Genomic DNA, 16,155 nt, shown 5'->3' on the forward strand with positions numbered 1-16,155 from the left:
AGATCAGCAGCACCGAGCCCGACGCCGACAACGGCGTCGGGCTCGTTGCTGACAATGAGCTGCTCGACCACGTCGCCGCGCGACTGGTCAGCGGAAGGCTGGGCGGCGTCGAGGTCGAGCGCGCCGTTGACCTCAAGCGCATCGAGGACGCGGTCCGGGAGATCCTGATCGCCATCGGCGAGGACCCGGACCGCGACGGGCTGCGCAAGACCCCGTCCCGGGTCGCGCGCGCCTACGCCGAGCTGTTCGCCGGCCTGCGCGTGGACCCGTCGCAGGTGCTGCTCACCACCTTCGAGGCCGACCACGAGGAGCTCGTGCTCGTGCGCGACATCGAGGTGCAGTCGATGTGCGAGCACCACCTGCTGCCGTTCCACGGGGTGGCCCACATCGGCTACATCCCCGGCCACGACGGGCGCATCACCGGGCTGTCGAAGCTGGCCCGCCTGGTCGAGGTCTACGCGCGCCGCCCGCAGGTGCAGGAGCGGCTGACCTCGCAGATCGCCGACCTGCTGATGTCACAGCTCGGCCCGCGGGGCGTCATCGTGGTCATCGAGTGCGAGCACATGTGCATGTCGATGCGGGGCATCCAGAAGGGCGGCTCGCGCACGATCACGTCGGCGGTGCGCGGCCTGCTACGCGACGACGCGAAGTCGCGCGCCGAGGCGATGTCGCTCATTCTGCACGGTTAGCTTCTCCGGGCACTGGGTGATCTGGCCGGTTTGCCGGGGCTCAGAACAGCAGGACGCCGCCGAAGACCAGCACCGGTATCAGCGCCAGCAGGCTGATGACCAGGCCGAGCAGCGGGGTGCGGGACGTCGTCCGGCGGGTCATCGCCCCGATGGTCAGCCAGCCCAGCCCGAAGGCGATCGCCGGCAGCATGAGCGAGCACGGCAGCGCCAGCAGGCCGATCCCGGAGGCCTGCTCGCTCGCCAGCAGCGTGGGGATCTGCACGATCGCGGCCAGCAGCGCGAACCCGAAGTAGACCGAGGCGTTGACCCACACCCGCCGGTTCGACGCCGATTCCCGGCCGGGCTCGGCGAGCGCCGCCTCAGACTGCTTCAGACCGGCCGCCGCGACCCGCAGGGCCGTGGAGACCCTCCCGGGTACCGAATCCGGCACGGGCGGGCTCAGCGGCACCACACCGGTCCCGACCGCGCCGCCCGGTCCGGACACCGGGATGCCGCTGACCCGGTTCGGCACGCCGCTGACCGGCACCCGCGGGATGCTGCCGGTGTTGTGCAGGTTCGGAGGCGCGCTGCGGGGCACGACGACCGGGTAGCCGCCGGTGTGCTGCAGCCCCGGCGCGCGGGGCGGTTGGGCCGGCCCGATACCCGGGGGCATTCGGGGGACGCCCGCCACCGCCGGCGTGCCAGGCATCGCGGCGGCCGGCGTCCCGGGCATCGCCGGGGGCCAGGGAGGGGCGCTGACCGGTACCGTCCCTGGGCGCTGCCCCGGTGGCCAGCCGCCCAGAGGCGCGCCCGGCGCGGCCGGGGGCGGTGGCGGGGCCATCGGCGCGTTCCGGTAAGGGTCCGCGGGCCGGGGGGCGCCGGTCAGCGCGGTGTGGGCGGCCTGCGTCTCCTGCCAGGCGGGCACGAGGTCGACCGGGCGGCCACCCGCCTCGCTGATGACCTCGTTGAGGAATGCTTGGTGTTGGGCGAGCTTTGCTCGTACCGCCGCCAAATCATGCTGAGCGGCTTTGAGCGCTGATTTGTGCTCGGCCACGACCGCGATGACTTCGCGGCGGACGGCGTCCAGTCGCTGACCGGCGGTGACGTAGTCCAGCCACGCGGTGCGGCTCGGCTCGCCGATGGGCGCGGGCGGCGCCGCCCAGGGGCCGCTGAGCTGTGCGCACACCCGGCGGACGAGCTCGGCCGGCGGGTCCGGGTCGAGGTAGACCGGTGCGTTGAGGCGGCTCGGGCCGGTGCCGGTGCCGGAGAAGGTGGTACCGGGCGGGTCGCCCACCCACGCGTGCGGGTTGCGGATCGCGATCTGCGTGGCGTGCGGCAGCGGCGCCTGCGTCGTCTCCTGGGTCAGCGGCGGGGGCGGCCACCCGGCCGCGATGAGGTGCAGCCGCCCGGCGGGCCCGGCGTGCGCCAGCTGCGCGATCCGCGCCAGGTCGCGCCCCTCGGTCAGCTCCGGCAGCGAGGCGATCACGATGAGCAGCGTCGGCGCCGGCCCGTCGGTCCGCGCCGCGAGCCAACGCTCGCCCTCGTCCAGGACCGCCCGCAGCCCCTCGGCATCCGTGGCCGGCGGCGGCATGATCGCATCGATCCCGCTGAACCAGCCGAACGTCGCCCCGTCGACCACGGCGTCGATCGTGCGGATCCGCACCGACCCGGGCGGCGACGAGGCCAGCAGCCTGAGCACCAGACTCCGCAGCAGCCCCGCGACCCGACTGTCCCGCGCATCGGCGTCGATGGCGATGTGCCCGGCCCGCAACAGCGGCACGATCACCGGGAACCGCGCGTCGTCCAGCGGGTGCGCCTGCCCGACCCGCACGAACGTCGGCGGTAACGGCCCACCCAGCGGCGTGGCCGGCGCCATGGCGTCCAGCTGCGCCCCCAGCCAGCCGGGCGCCAGCACCGCCGCGTTGGCCCGCAGCCCCGCCGCGAGATCGTGCTGCTCCGCATACTGCTCGGCGGGCGCGGCGTTGGGGGAGTAGCTGTCCAGAATGGGCCCGGCCGCGGCGACCAGCGCGGCGGTGTGCCGATGCTGCGCAGCCGCTCGCTCGATCCGTGCCCGCAGGCGTGCCACCGTGCCCCTTCCGATCCAACTCAAGCGCATCCGCTCTACCGGGCGCGCCCCTGTTTCGCTGCCACCGGGCGCCTGCCGATGCAAGCCGGATGCGGGAACGGTAACGCAGACGGAGAATCCAGTCAGCAGGCACACTGGTGCTCCTGCGTTGTGGCTGGTAGCCGCCCCGCCTCGGGACGCCGCTCACTCGCCGCGGCGCGGGAATAGTGCCCGCCTGGCCCGGGGCGGCTAGCCTCAGCACCGTGGACCCATCGAAGCCGAACGACCCGCGGGTGAACCAGGGCCAACCGATCCCCCGCTCCCGCCCGGCCGACGATGAGGTCCTGGAGGGCGAGATCATTGATCGCGGGGTACCGCTCGGCCGACCCCGCACGGGCCCACAACCGCCCCCCTCACCCCCACCTGCACCACCCCAACGCGGCAACACCCGCCGAGTCGTCCTCCTCATCTTGGCGGGGGCGGCCTTACTCATCTGCCTGGGCGGCTCAATAACCGCCTACGTCCTCTACGACAAGGCCACGGAACCGGACCGCAGCACGCCCGAAGGCGTCATAGAGCAATATGTGGATTTGAAGTTCAACATTCGCGACGATAGCCGTGCCAAGCTGTTTGAATGCCCGTCGGCGGATGTAGCTGACCTTGACCAGACCCTGAATGATGTGAAGGCTCTAGAGGCTCGGTTTTCAACTTCGGCAACCATTAGGCCCGGAAGCTTCGCCGTGTCGGCGAACGGAAACGAGGCCGACGTCAGCAGCACGCTAAATATTGTTGTGACCGAATCAAATGGCGGCCAGTCCATCACCGAACAAAAATGGCAGTTTCATCTTTCCAAGACCCGAACCTGGCTTCTTTGCAAGGCAGAGAAGCTGAGCTGAGCTATTCCGCCCAGAGCAGGTGGATTGGTACCTCCAGGGTTTTCGGGGCCTGGCCGCTCCACGCCCACCGATACCAGTCCACCTCGCGGCACACCCGGACGCAGATGTCGCCCTCAACGCCGCTGTAGGCCTCCGTAACGGCCCGCAAGTCACGTTGATCCTTGCCGGTCTTGTCATCGGGTCCGGGAACCCGGACGACCCGGAGTCCGGTCAGGATCGCGACGTCCCGGGCCCGCCGCGGGCCCCGGTTCGGCGGCGCGTCGAGCGACACGAGTCCCAGACCGCCCGACGTGGCAGAGGGCGCGACGGCGGCGGAGACGCGTTCGACCCACACGCGCTCGAGTGGTACGAGCGGAGCGAACACCTCGGTCTGTTCGGACTCCGCGCGGTACCACTCCTGCTCCGGCAACGCCGGCACATAGGTCCGGCTGGCCTGCACCACGACGTCGTCGATGCGCAGGTCGCCGCGCCAGCCCAGGCCGGGCAGGCCCACGACGGCCCGGCGGCCGCGTAGGTCGCGCAAGGTGGAGGCGGGCACGAGCTCGACCCCGGCCGGCGTGCGCTCAGTGTCGCCGGCCAGCAGGTCCCAGTCCGGGAAATCCGCGCCGTCGGGCTCGGGCCCGCTCACGGCTTCACCCCCAGCGGCGCCCCCATGCGCTGCATGAACGGCACCGGGTCGATGGCGCCATTATTGCTCGGGTCGCTGTTGATGTGTACCTCGAAATGCAGGTGCGGCCCGGACGAGTGACCCGTGGAGCCGCTGAATCCGATTTCCTGCCCGGGTGCGACATTCTGGCCCACGACGACCGACGGCTGCTTCACCATGTGGCAGTACCGCGTGAGCAAGCCGTTGGCGTGCTGAATTTCCACGTACCATCCGCAGCCAAGCACGGTGGGCGAACCGTCGCGCCAACAGCCCCAATCGGTCCCGTTGGCCAGGTGGGCCTGGCAGCGCACCTTGACGACGATGCCGCCGGCCGCGGCGCGAATCACGGTACCTTTCGGCACGATGAGGTCGACGCCCTGGTGGGTCGGGCGGGATGCGGTACGGAAGCCCGAGCCGACCTCGCCGTTCACCGGCGCCGTCCAGCCCGACGCCGCGATCTGGTCGCCGCTGACGCACTGCAGCTTCGTCGAGTTTCCGACCGCGCGCGCGGCCCCGCCGGTGAGCGAATTGACCACGGTGCTCGCCAGTTGCTCATGCTTGGCGTACGCATTCGGATAAGCGCTGCGCTGCACCCGCTGCGCGGCCCGGGTCAGGCTCATTTGTTCCCAGCCAGGAACGGTCAGGAGTCTTTCGTAGAATTTCCGGGCGGCGTACTGCGGATCCATGATCTGCTCCGGAGTACCCCATCCGGTGCTCGACCTCTGCTGAAACAATCCCAGCGAGTCATGGTCGTTGCGCGCACCGAGATTCGGCAGATTATGCAGGCTGGACTCCTGCATCGCGGTGGCGACGGCAATCACCCACCCCCGCGGCGGCACATTCATGTCCTGCCCGACCCGCACGATGATCGCCGCGTTGCGCACCTGCTCCTCGGAAAGCTCGTGGTGGCTCGGCATTTTGGCGGCCGCATCGACGAGTTGTCCATTTCCGCACCCGGCATCGTAAGTCTGCGTGTTGCGCGCCGCATCGGCGAAGAACGCCACGGCCACGCCACCACAACACACGAGCAACAGCACTGTGCCCAAGGCCGCCAACAACGCCGGACGGATCCGTCTTTTGCGATGTGGTACCTCGAAATCGTCGTCAACCCCGAGCACGCTCACGCCGTCTCCCAGTCCAGCGAGGTGACCTGCCACCGCCCGTCCACGACCTGCAGCTCAAGCACGATCGTGCCGCCCTCGGCCGGAAACTTGGCGACCGTCGCCGGCCCGGCATTCTGCAGCTCGACGGGCCCGGTAATCGTCGCGGTCGGCACATCGGCCGGATCGGTGTCGGCAAGCTCCGCCATGAGATCGGGCGACGCATCCGGCTTCAGCGCGGCCCGCCACTGCTCCCCGGTGATCCCCGGCTTGCGCAGCCACGCCTTGGCAAACCGCGTGGCCACAACGGAAACGTCGGCCGCCCCTTTGCTCAGCGACGGCGCCGGCCCTGCCGCTTCATCAACCCCGTCGTCCCCGAGCGAGCTGTACGGATCGGCCGACGTCGGCACCGGCGCGACGGTCGGCCCGAGCGCATCATTGGCGGACCGCTCACCGCCGCTGTTGAGCAAGGTCCGCCCCAGCCCAACCACGACAAGCACGAAGACGACCAACACCAACGCGATCCCGTACCGCGTACCGAGCAGACGCAGGACCGTACGCATAGCCCCTACCTCGGCAGGCTCGCCGACTCCGGCCGCCGCACGGGCGGCCGCGCGGCACCGGACCGATCGGAGTCGGGCCGGTAGATCGAGTACGAGGGCGCACCCTCGGCCGGCACGTCCGGCTCCTCCCAGGCCGGCTCCCTCCGCCGCTGCGAACCCCCACGCGCCGGCCGCCCGGTCTCGGGCCGCTCACCGCTGGAAGCCCCACCGCCCCCGCCGGCCGACACAAGGTCCTCACTCCGCGACTCGGGCCGCTGCTGCGTCTGCACATTCTCCGCAGCCCGCCGCTGTGATGACGGCTCATTGGTACCACCGGCATCAACAACCTTGAGCACAGCCGCCTGCCGCACGTCCCGCAAAAACAGCCGATGCCAGTTGCCGGCCGAGGTAATAGCCCGGGTGGAGTCCTTCCCCCCAAGCTGCGTAATCCGCCGATACGGCCGCAGCAGGAGCCACCCAACCACCCCGGTAAGCCAAATAAGCAACACCTGCAACCACGGCGCCAGCGACGCGGTCTTCAGAATCAACGTAACAGCGAACAGATAAATCGCAGAGCCGGTCCCGAAGATAATGATGTTGAACATTGCCGCGATGACCGCATTGCCGAGCCGTCGCAACCCAGCGTTGGCGGGCCGCAACAATCCGATGGTGCCTAGAATCGGCGAGGCGATGACCGCCCATCGGAAGATGAGAAACCCGAGAATCACCAGCACGGACGCCGTGATGTCGAACAATGCGAAGAACAGTGCAGAGATGATTGCCAGGAGCCCCGTGCCGATTCGGTCCATTCCATGGCTGCCCTGTAGGTGTTCGTACGCCTCTGGGTCTTCAGTGCGGATTTGTTCCGCGATCTTCATCCATCGCTGCTGCTTTTGTTCGGTAAGGATCTTGCGTTCGTTCGATTCAATCGGTGGTCCGGGGCGATGCTCCCGAATACGCTTATCCTCTTCGTCGCGTGCGCGTTGCTCAGACGCCCGGATTCGTTGTATTTCATCCCAGCTGAACGATTTTGCGTCGTAAAGGGCGGGACCGTACTTCTGCGCAGTCTGGCTGTCCGCCGAGCCTAGAGTTCCGCGAAGCCAGTTCTCGTAGAGCAAGCCATCAACCACTGTGTCACTGGCGCGTACGGCTGGCGGACGGGTGTCAACACAGGCCTGAGGATCAATGTTTCGGCATTCGCTCGGAGGGATGCTCTGGTCGGGTGGTCCAACCGCATTGTGAATAATCCCCAAGCTGCTGATCAACGTATGGTCCGCGAGGCCAGCTGACCAGCTGGGCCATCTCGCGAGTGCTGTGATCAGAACCATCACGAAGATGGCCCAGCCCGCAGTGGTCACTGCGTTCGACAGGTCCGATTGGCGTGAGCGCCACAGCAGATACAACCCTACGATTACGAGGGTAACTACGCCGAACGCCGTAAATACCTTCGAGTAGACGGCCTTGGTTGCAGTGTCAACAAGTGGGTCTGCCCATCCCCACATGTAAGATGGATCCCACGCTCGTTCCCGAAGTGCGTTAGACGCCCCAGTAATTGAGGTGGCCAAAAGGAACTCGCCGTTCGCCACCGTGTTCTCGAATTCTGCACTCGGATTCGTTACAACGGCAGCGCATTTGAGATCATACGTCGTGAAATCATATCCCGCATATCCGTACTCGCTGTAGCGGAACAATAGGCGAGAGCCGCGGTTCGGGTCTGGCTGCTGGGCGAACCAACCCGCCATGCCGGAGTCCGGGGCGCTGGGTGTCGGAGCGTCTAGGCAGCTCAATTTGCCCTGCACATCTACCTGCAGCCGGTTGGCGCAGTTCTGGAAGTTGTTTGGTACGCGCCATTCCTCGACCGTGCACAGTGGGTCGCCGGGGGCGTGGGTGGGGGTGGCGGAGGCTGGGGAAACTGGGCCCGCGAACAGCGTCGCCACGGCCGCTACGGCCGTCACGGCCGCGTAGACGGGAAGGCGTCTCACCGGTCATCCTCTGGGTCGTCGTCGTGAACGTCCACGACCTCGCCGCCGACGGTGCCGGCGGTCGTTGCACCCCCCGGTGTCGTGTCCAGGTAGCGGAGCAGGTCGGGGACATACGAGACGTCCACCCGGACCTTCTGCACGCGGCCGTCCACGTCGCGCATCACGAACTCGCGGAAGCCCAGGCGGGAGCTCGACGACGTGTCCACCTGGGAAAGGGCCGCCAGCGTCTGTTCGTAGCCCACGTCCGTGGGCACGCGCAGGAGGCGGAGGGCCTCGGCGGCGATCTCGGAGTCCTCGGCGATGCGGCCGACGAAGACCGTGGAGACCAGGTTCTGCACGTCGAGGCCGAGGATGTCCTTGGGGTTCTGCGAGGCGACGAGAGCCGCCAGGTTCCACTTGCGGGAGTCGCGGGCCAGGCGGACCAGGAACGAGCGGCCCGAGCGCCAGCCCTCCATGAAGTGGGCCTCGTCGAGGCCGACGAGCTTGCGGGTGGACATGTCGCCGCCGTAGCAGCGGCGCACGGCCAGGCGGTGGGCGGTGTGGAGCATGGGCAGGGCCAGTGACTCCTCGGCCGACCAGTACTCGCGCTCGATCTTGAGGTCGGGCAGGCGCAGGCCGGCCATGGTGATGACCGTGAGGGCCGCGTCGGGGCCGAGCAGGCCGGGGGGCGGGGAGCCGAAGAAGAGCATGGCCAGCGGCATCTCGGCGGTGTCGAGCAGCAGGTTGCCCAGCTCCATGGCGTCGTGGTCGCCGGTGTCGCGCAGGGAGCGGATCACGTCCTCGAGGGTCGAGGACTCCTCGGCCGGGACCTGGCGGACGGCGTGGCGCAGCATGGTCGCGGTCGACGCCTCGCGGGCCACCTGGGGCGGTACCAGCATCATGCAGATGTCCTGGACCAGCATCCGGCGCTCGGCGCGGGCGTTGGAGACGGCGATCTCGAACTCGCGGTCGCCGGCCGGGCCGAGGGTGTAGTGGCCGCGCTGCGGGGTCGGGATGAGGGCGTACGGCGCCAGGGTGCCCTGCTCGGAGCCGGTCAGGTTGAGCACCCGCGCGTAGGGGGCCAGCTCCGGCATGCTGCACAGCCGGGCCAGCGGGCCGGACGGGTCCAGCAGGGTGACCTGGACGCCGCGGCGGGCCGCTAGGTAGCCCAGGGCGCCCATCAAGGTTGACTTGCCGCCGCCGGGCTCGGCGACGAAGACGGCCAGGCCCGAGCGCTCGCGCACCTCCATCGGGAAGTGCAGGTCGAGGAAGACCGGGCGGCGGGAGGTGCCGGCGGTGCGGCCGATGAGGTCGCCGCGGCGGTCGCCGACGGTGGAGGCGGCCTGGGGCAGGGCGGCGGCGAAGAGCTTGACCGGCATGCGGCGCAGGTAGCCGGTGTTGGCCAGCGGCTCGCCGGGGATGAACTCGCGGGCCATCCAGTCCTGGTTCTTCGGGTGTTGCAGCGCGATGCGCATCTCCCGCGAGTACATCTGGGTGACCCGCCGGGCCCGCTCCAGGCACTCCTCGCGGGTGCGGCCGCCGATCGCGATGCGGTGCCAGCCGTGGGCGCGGGAGGAGTCGACCGGCAGGCCGGTGCTGATCTCGTCGCCGATCGTGAGCGCGCGCTTGGCCAGCCGCTCGAGCTCCGGCGGGGCGTCGATGCCGTGCTCGGAATAGTCGGCCTGCTGGGAGCGGATCAGCCGGAGCCGGTGCTCCAGGTTGCGGAACGAGTCGCCCGGGCCCAGGATGTCGATCCGCGACGAGATCTCCATCGGCCACGGCAGGCGCTCGTGGAAGTGCAGCCACGGCTCGTGCCGCTCGGGGATCTCCAGCGGCTCCATCCGGCCGACGGTGAGCACGGCGACGTGCCGCTCCTCGCCGGTGACCCGGTTGACCAGCTTGACCGTCGAGCCGTAGGGCGTGCGGTAGCGCTCCACCGCCTCGGTGAGCGCGAGCAGGTCGCCCGCGTCCCAGCCGCCGTCGAGGGTGGTGATGTTCCCCGGCGGCGACATGCCCAGCGCCACCGACCGGTAGAGCAACCACTCCAGCTCGAAGGAGGTGACCCGCCGGCCGCGCATGCCGAAGGCGCCGAGCACCTCGTCGAACTGCTCGACGGTGCGGGCCATGCGGCGCCGCTCGGCGTCGGCGACGCCGCGCTTGAACAGGGCGCCGATGCGCTCGGTGAAGGTGTCGCCGAGCGTGCGGCGGGCGAAGGCGATGCCGAGATACGTCTGGCCCTCGGCATGGTTGATCGACAACAGGTGCTTCTGCGCGGCGACCAGGTGGTCGGCCCAGCTCGGGCCGCCCGCGGTGGGCAGCGGGCGCGGCGTGTTGGCGTCGACGACGCGGGCCCACTGGTCGGCCGCGAACGGCCGGGTGGTGCGCCGCAGGTGCAGCCGGAAGCCGGCCAGGCCGGCATACTGCTCGGAGATCGCCGACAGCAGCGCCTCCCGCTCGGCGTCGGGCCGGAACGACCACCGGACCTCGGGCAGCCAGTACCACGCCGTGACGGTGTTGGGCGTGAACGTCAGGTGCCCGGCGATCTCGGTGATCGCGAGGTCGATCGACGCGCTGCGGTCCTTCTGCCGCGGCTTCGGCGTGCGGTCCAGCGGGGTCCGGCCGCGCGGCGGCGGCACCATGCGTGGCGGGCGGGGGGGCTGCTGTGCGGGCAGGCCGCGGGCGGGCTCGGCGCGGCGTGCCGGCGGCGGAGGGGCCGTCGTCACCGCCGTCGTGTTTTTCCGGGGGGTACTTCCGGTGCCTGCGCCGCCGGGCCGCCCGCCCGGCTGGACCGGGCGCTCCGGCACGCGGGCCGGGGCTCGCTCCGGCGCCCGGGGCGGCATTCGGTCGGGCACCCGGGGCGGCGTGCGCTCGGGGACCCGGGGCGGCGTCCGCTCGGGGGCGCGGGCCGGGGTCCGCTCCGGCGCGGGCGGCAGCGCTCGGTCGCCGAGCACCGGCCTGGTGGACAGCCGCTCGCCGTTGGTGCGCAGCGGCTCGGCCGGGGTGCGCGGCACGGCCCGCTTCGGGGCGCGCAGATCCTCGGGAGCGCGCGGCGCGCCCGAGGACGGTGCCGCGGAGATCGGAATGCCGGAAATCGGCCGGACCCCCTCCGCGCGGCCGGGCTCGATGGTCCGGCCGGGCTCGAGCGCCCGGAGCCGGTCGCGCGAGGGACCGCCCGGCGGTTCGTCGAAGAGGCCCAGGAACGGCGAGTCGACGTCGGGCGCGGGCTGGGCGCTCACCGGCCGCTCGGGGCCGCCCAGGGCGTGCGCGCCGGTCGCCGGGCCGGTGCCGCGGAACATCGCGACCCGGCCGCCCTCGGCTACCGCGCGCAGTCCGCCATCGTAATCGGTCGACTGCGTAGCGTCGTCATCGAAGTCCTGGCGGTCTGAATAGCCCCCGGACCGTCGGGGAGGCGGTGTTGTCATACAAGATCACCGGTGAGTTCCGGGCGGATTCGCACCTTCGAGCCGACCAGGCGGGCGTCGCGCAGCTCGGAGCTGGGCTCGCGGGTGTGACGCCAGTCGGTCAGGGCGGTGCGGACCACCATGCGGGCGGGTCGATCGGGGTCGACGTAACGGAAGATCAGCGACGTCGCCACGATCGCGAGTGCGATCTCGTAGGCGGGGAAGTAGTCGACGTGCAGCGTGATCAGGTAACGGATGAACATGAACAACGGCACTAGCAACGCGAACACACCGTACTGCGCATACGGCAGCTGGATGGGCAACGTGTAGCCGGGCGGCCCGAGATAGACCAGGCGAGCCCGGTAGATGTCGTCGTCGGTGCGCAGCCGCATGGTCGCTCAGGCCTACTTCGTGAAGATCAGGCTGACCAGCGAGTCGCCGAAGAAGAACAGCGACGCGGCGCCGGCCACGAAGGCCAGCCCAATGATCGCGATCGCCGAACTCGTCAGGACCCGGGACACCTCACCCTTGCTCGCCCGCCCGATGAAAATCACGCCGAGCGCGGCCAGCAGGATCGGCACGATCTTGGTGGTGAAGAACTTCACGATGCCGTCGGTGTTGAGCGTGGTGCCCGGATCGGGTCCAGGACTGGGGGCGAGGGCGATCGCCGCTACGGCGCGTGCGGCCGAGCCCCACATCGCCTGGCCGATCTCCACCAACATCATCAGACCTCCCCGGAGGCGCGACGGGCGAGGTTGCACGCCGCGCGTTAAGCCTCGCCGAAAAGACGACCCGGTGGTACAACCCCGGCTGCTGTGTCGCCCTCCAGCGGAACCTTATCCGGGTGTTTGCCCTGCTAAATGCCCATTGTCGGGTTTAACGGTCCGAATAACGTTCACTTGCAGAGAGTACGTTGCGGCCCTCTTTCCAACAAGCTGACCGGTGCGAGGTCAGTGTGCACAGTGTGACGCATGGGGCGTTTCGAAGCTGTCCCCCTGCGGTTGTCGCAGGTCGCCACCGAGTGCCTGCGTTGAGTTGAGTACCTTCATTCAAGTGACGCTCTTGTTACGTCCCTCGCCCGTGGTGATGGGTGTGCTCAACGTGACGCCGGACAGCTTCTCCGACGGCGGCCGCTACGCCGACCTGGACGCGGCCGTGGCGCACGCGCTGCGGATGTGCGATGAGGGCGCCGACGTCATCGACGTGGGCGGGGAGAGCACCCGCCCGGGCGCCGACCGGGTCAACGCGCAGACCGAGCTGGCCCGGGTGCTGCCGGTGATCCGGGCGCTGGCCGCCCACGGCGTGCCGATGAGCATCGACACGACCCGGGCCGCCGTCGCCGCGGCCGCCCTGGAGGCCGGGGTCGAGCTGGTCAACGACGTCTCCGGCGGGCTGGCCGACCCCGGCATGGCCCGGGTGGTGGCCGATGCCGGCTGCCCGTGGGTACTCATGCACTGGCGCGGCCACTCCCGCCGGATGGCCGACCTGGCCGTCTACGACGACGTGGTGAAAGAGGTCTCCGCGGAGCTGCTGGAGCGCGTCGACGCCGCCGTTGCCGGCGGCGTGGACCCCGCCCGGCTGATCCTCGACCCCGGCCTGGGCTTCGCCAAGCGGCCCGAGCACACCTGGCGGCTCGCCGCGCACCTGCCCGACCTGATCGGGCTCGGCCATCCGGTCCTGGTCGGATCCAGCCGCAAGTCGCACCTGGGCCGGCTGCTCGCCGACGCCGACGGGCACGACCGGCCGACCGCCCAGCGGGAGGCGGCGACGATCGCCACGACCGTGCTCTCCGTCGCCGCGGGCGCCTGGGGCGTGCGCGTGCACGAGGTCCGTGGGAATGTGGATGCGATCAAGGTGTGGCAGGCGACGAAGGCGGCGCAATGACGGTGACGGACCGTATCGCCCTGAGCGGGCTCAAGGTCCGGGGGTACCACGGCGTGTTCGACTTCGAGCGCCGGGAGGGCCAGGACTTCGTCGTCGACGTCGTCCTCGAGCTCGACCTGCGCCCGGCGGCGGCCTCGGACAACGTCGTCGACACGGTGCACTACGGCGAGCTGGCCAAGCGCCTGGCGGCGGTGGTGGCCGGCGAGCCGGTCGACCTGATCGAGACTCTCGCCCAGCGCCTCGCCGATGTGTGCCTGGCCGACTCCCGGGTAATCGCGGCCACCGTGACCGTGCACAAGCCCCAGGCGCCGATCCCGCTCGAGTTCGCCGACGTCGCGGTCGTGATCCGCCGGGAGCGGGCATGACCCGGGCCGTGCTCGCGCTGGGCAGCAACCTGGGCGACCGGGAGGCCAATCTGCGCGGCGCCGTCGCCGGGCTGGGCGACGCCGTCGTGGTGGTCTCCGGCGTCTATGAGACGCCGCCCTGGGGCGACGCCGACCAGCCGGACTACCTCAACGCCGTGCTGCTCGCGACCGACCCGGCGGCCAAGCCGCGGGACTGGCTGAGCACCGCGCGGCGGCTCGAGGAGGCGGCCGGTCGGGCGCGCGACCCCGGCCGTCGCTTCGGCCCGCGTACCCTTGACGTTGACGTGATTGCCGTGTGGAACGACGACGGGGAGCCGGTGACCTCCGACGATCCCGAGTTGACGCTGCCGCATCCGCGCGCCCACCTGCGGGCGTTCGTGCTCCGGCCGTGGCTCGACATCCAGCCGTATGCCCAGCTGCCGGGCCGCGGATGGGTCAACGATCTCCTCCGCACCGACGAAGTCGCCGGCGATCTCGCCGATCTGCGCCCGAGAGTTGACGTCCACCTCGATTCGTGATCTGGAGCGGAAACCGATGGCAACGCCGTCACCCGAAGACCCCCACGCCAACGGACCGAACGGCCCCAAGGGCCGGATGGAGCCGACCCGTCCGGCCACGCTGGTCATCGCGGCGCTCGCCACCACCGCGCTGGCCTGGATCGTCATCAGCAACTTCTGGAATCTCCTGCCCACCCTGCCGTGGCTGCCCCCGCTGACGCTGATCGGCCTGGCGATCTTCGAGGGCATCGAGGCGTATTCGACGCGCAACCGGATCCTGCGCAAAGAGGGCGCCGGGCCGCTGCATCCGCTGGTGATCGCCCGTTACGCGGTGCTCGGCAAGGCCTCCGCGCTCGTCGCCGCGCTGTTCGGCGGGATCTACGTGGGGATGGCGTCCTGGCTGCTCACGCAGCGTGGCGTGCTGCAGAAGGTCTCCGAGAACCTGCCCCAGGCGCTGCTCGGCGTGGCCGCCTCGATCGTGCTCATCGCCGCCGCGCTATGGCTGGAGCGGGCCTGCCGGGTCCCGCCCAGCGACCGGGACAAGGATCTGCCCAGGCAGGGCCGCAAGGACGGGGCCGACCGGGCGCCGGACGACCAGATCGCCTGAGGCGCCGGCGCCGGCCGGCGGCCGTTCGGCGGGGATCGCACAAAGAACGCGGTTTGGGTACTCCGGGGTCTGTCGCTGGTCACAATCCGCGGTTACTGTGCGACCCGTACCGGTTGGTTGGCAGGAGGCGCGCGCCATGGCGTACGACGACTCACGGTTCCGCGGCGAGCCGGGCTTCCGGGAGGAGCCCGACTTCCGCTCCGGAGGCGTCCCGGAGGACGCACCCACGCTGGGCGTCTCCGGCCAGTCCGTCTACACGCCCGGCAACTACCCGGTCTCGCCCGCCTACGGCGCGCCGGCCACCGAGAGCACCCTCGGCCTGGGCGGCGCCCGCCGGGCCGCGCCGACCCCGCAGCAGCTCGGCGACGTCTTCGACGACCCGGAGCACGGCGACCCCGGCCGCGACCGGATGGCGGTCCACGTGCTGTGGGAGCTGGTCCTGCTGCTGGGCGCCGCCGCGCTGCTCTACCTGCTGCACGACGCCCGCTCGGCGGCGCTGTCCGGCGGCGAGCTGGAGTCGCTGCTGCTGTCCGGCGCCGAGCTGGGCCTGGTCGCGGTCGCCATGGGCCTCACCGTGCGGGCCGGCGCGCCCAACCTGGCCGTCGGGCCGATCGCGTTCGCCGCGGCGCTGTTCTTCACCAGCAACTCCGGCCGCGGCCTGCTGATGACCGCCGGGATCACCGGCCTGATCGCGGTCGGCGTCGGCGTGGTGATCGCGGTGCTGGTCGTCGCCTTCCACGTGCCCGGCTGGGCGGTCAGCCTCGCCGTCGCGTTCGGCCTGATCTCCTGGCTCTCCGACCAGCACGACGAGAAGGTCGTCACCGGCGCCTACGACCCGCACCCGCACGCGCTGTGGTGGGCGATCGCGGTCGCCCTCGTCGCGGTCGCCGGCGGGGCGCTAGGCCTGATCGGGCCGCTGCGCCGGGCGCTGGGCCGGTTCCGGCCGGTGCGCGACCCGGCGGCGCGCCGGGGCGGCGGGGCGGCCGCCTTCACCGGCCTGGCCATCGCCGGCTCCGCGCTGCTGTCCGCGATCGCCGGTGTGCTCATCGCGCTCGATCAGCGTTCGGTCACCATCAGCGACGGTTCCGCCCCGCTCGGCGCCCTCACGCTGACCGGCCTGGCGCTCGGCGCGGCGCTGGTCGGCGGCACCTCGGCCTTCGGCCGCCGCGGCGGGGTGTTCGGCACCGTCCTCGCGGCCGCCGTGATCACGCTGCTGCTGCGCTACACCGCGGCGGAGGGCTGGAAGCTTCCGCAGTTCGCGCTGGCCGCCGGCGCGATCGCGATCGGCCTGGTGGTGACCCGGCTGGTGGAGACCTTCGGCCGGCCGCGCACGCGGCCCGACGACGGCGAGCCGGTCAGCTGGACGCCACCGTCGATCACCGGGCCGGCCGAGCCGGCGGACTCGTGGTCGCCGCCGTCCAGCCGGACCGGCAGCTGGCCGTCGTCCGCGGGCGACGGCGGCTACGGCGCCGACGGGGGCTGGGGCGTCGAGGAGCGTTGGGGTACCCGATAAAATCCTGTCC

The 16,155-nt window shown here is 70.7% G+C and carries 15 protein-coding genes; 7 read left to right on the forward strand and 8 right to left on the reverse strand.

What is annotated here, in order from left to right; genetic code table 11:
* Positions 1–2: 2 nt before the first annotated feature.
* Entirely contained in the window at positions 3–689 is a 687-nt protein-coding gene (gene folE / locus ACQPXD_RS02600) for a GTP cyclohydrolase I FolE (RefSeq protein WP_432843572.1), read from the forward strand.
* Between the two features lie 40 nt (positions 690–729).
* On the opposite strand, the gene ACQPXD_RS02605 is transcribed toward folE, so the two are convergent.
* A complete protein-coding gene (locus ACQPXD_RS02605; RefSeq protein ID WP_432834418.1) occupies positions 730–2,754 on the reverse strand; it encodes a hypothetical protein in 2,025 nt (674 codons plus the stop codon).
* A gap of 242 nt (positions 2,755–2,996) precedes the next feature.
* On the opposite strand from ACQPXD_RS02605, the gene ACQPXD_RS02610 reads away from it, so the two are divergent.
* A complete protein-coding gene (locus tag ACQPXD_RS02610) occupies positions 2,997–3,629 on the forward strand; it encodes a hypothetical protein (RefSeq protein WP_432834420.1) in 633 nt (210 codons plus the stop codon).
* A gap of 1 nt (position 3,630) precedes the next feature.
* Here the strand turns inward: ACQPXD_RS02610 and ACQPXD_RS02615 are convergent, their stop codons facing one another.
* From ACQPXD_RS02615 to ACQPXD_RS02645, 7 genes are all read right to left on the reverse strand, one after another.
* Entirely contained in the window at positions 3,631–4,257 is a 627-nt protein-coding gene (locus ACQPXD_RS02615) for a hypothetical protein (RefSeq protein ID WP_432834422.1), read from the reverse strand.
* Positions 4,254–5,393 carry a M23 family metallopeptidase gene (locus ACQPXD_RS02620; RefSeq protein WP_432843574.1) on the reverse strand — a complete coding sequence of 380 codons (1,140 nt, stop codon included), beginning with the start codon at positions 5,391–5,393 and terminating at the stop codon, positions 4,254–4,256. The genes ACQPXD_RS02615 and ACQPXD_RS02620 overlap by 4 nt, the downstream gene beginning before the upstream one ends.
* A 2-nt stretch (positions 5,394–5,395) precedes the next feature.
* Positions 5,396–5,938: a hypothetical protein gene (locus ACQPXD_RS02625; protein ID WP_432834423.1), complete on the reverse strand. Its 543-nt coding sequence runs from the start codon at positions 5,936–5,938 to the stop codon at positions 5,396–5,398.
* Positions 5,939–5,943: 5 nt separating this feature from the next.
* Positions 5,944–7,872 carry an MFS transporter gene (locus tag ACQPXD_RS02630; RefSeq protein ID WP_432843576.1) on the reverse strand — a complete coding sequence of 643 codons (1,929 nt, stop codon included), beginning with the start codon at positions 7,870–7,872 and terminating at the stop codon, positions 5,944–5,946.
* Positions 7,873–7,895: 23 nt separating this feature from the next.
* The gene (locus tag ACQPXD_RS02635) at positions 7,896–11,174 is read right to left on the reverse strand and encodes an ATP-binding protein (RefSeq protein ID WP_432834425.1); all 3,279 of its coding nucleotides are present in this window, start codon (positions 11,172–11,174) and stop codon (positions 7,896–7,898) included.
* 122 nt (positions 11,175–11,296) lie between these two features.
* Positions 11,297–11,671 (reverse strand): hypothetical protein, encoded by a 375-nt coding sequence (locus tag ACQPXD_RS02640; protein WP_366226650.1) that lies wholly within the window; start codon positions 11,669–11,671, stop codon positions 11,297–11,299.
* A gap of 12 nt (positions 11,672–11,683) precedes the next feature.
* Positions 11,684–12,004, reverse strand: a complete 321-nt coding sequence (locus ACQPXD_RS02645; protein ID WP_432834427.1) for a hypothetical protein — start codon at positions 12,002–12,004, stop codon at positions 11,684–11,686.
* Between the two features lie 361 nt (positions 12,005–12,365).
* Between ACQPXD_RS02645 and folP the strand changes: the two genes are divergently transcribed.
* From folP to ACQPXD_RS02670, 5 genes are all read left to right on the forward strand, one after another.
* Positions 12,366–13,163: a dihydropteroate synthase gene (gene folP / locus ACQPXD_RS02650; RefSeq protein ID WP_432843578.1), complete on the forward strand. Its 798-nt coding sequence runs from the start codon at positions 12,366–12,368 to the stop codon at positions 13,161–13,163.
* Positions 13,164–13,165: 2 nt separating this feature from the next.
* Positions 13,166–13,528: a dihydroneopterin aldolase gene (folB, locus tag ACQPXD_RS02655; protein ID WP_432843580.1), complete on the forward strand. Its 363-nt coding sequence runs from the start codon at positions 13,166–13,168 to the stop codon at positions 13,526–13,528.
* Entirely contained in the window at positions 13,525–14,046 is a 522-nt protein-coding gene (gene folK / locus ACQPXD_RS02660) for a 2-amino-4-hydroxy-6-hydroxymethyldihydropteridine diphosphokinase (RefSeq protein ID WP_432834429.1), read from the forward strand. The genes folB and folK overlap by 4 nt, the downstream gene beginning before the upstream one ends.
* Before the next feature lie 16 nt (positions 14,047–14,062).
* Positions 14,063–14,632 (forward strand): DUF3180 domain-containing protein, encoded by a 570-nt coding sequence (locus ACQPXD_RS02665; RefSeq protein ID WP_432834431.1) that lies wholly within the window; start codon positions 14,063–14,065, stop codon positions 14,630–14,632.
* Positions 14,633–14,768: 136 nt separating this feature from the next.
* The gene (locus ACQPXD_RS02670) at positions 14,769–16,145 is read left to right on the forward strand and encodes an ABC transporter permease (RefSeq protein WP_432834433.1); all 1,377 of its coding nucleotides are present in this window, start codon (positions 14,769–14,771) and stop codon (positions 16,143–16,145) included.
* Positions 16,146–16,155 lie beyond the last annotated feature (10 nt).

This window comes from Dactylosporangium sp. CA-092794 (assembly GCF_050948465.1).
Lineage (GTDB): Bacteria > Actinomycetota > Actinomycetes > Mycobacteriales > Micromonosporaceae > Dactylosporangium.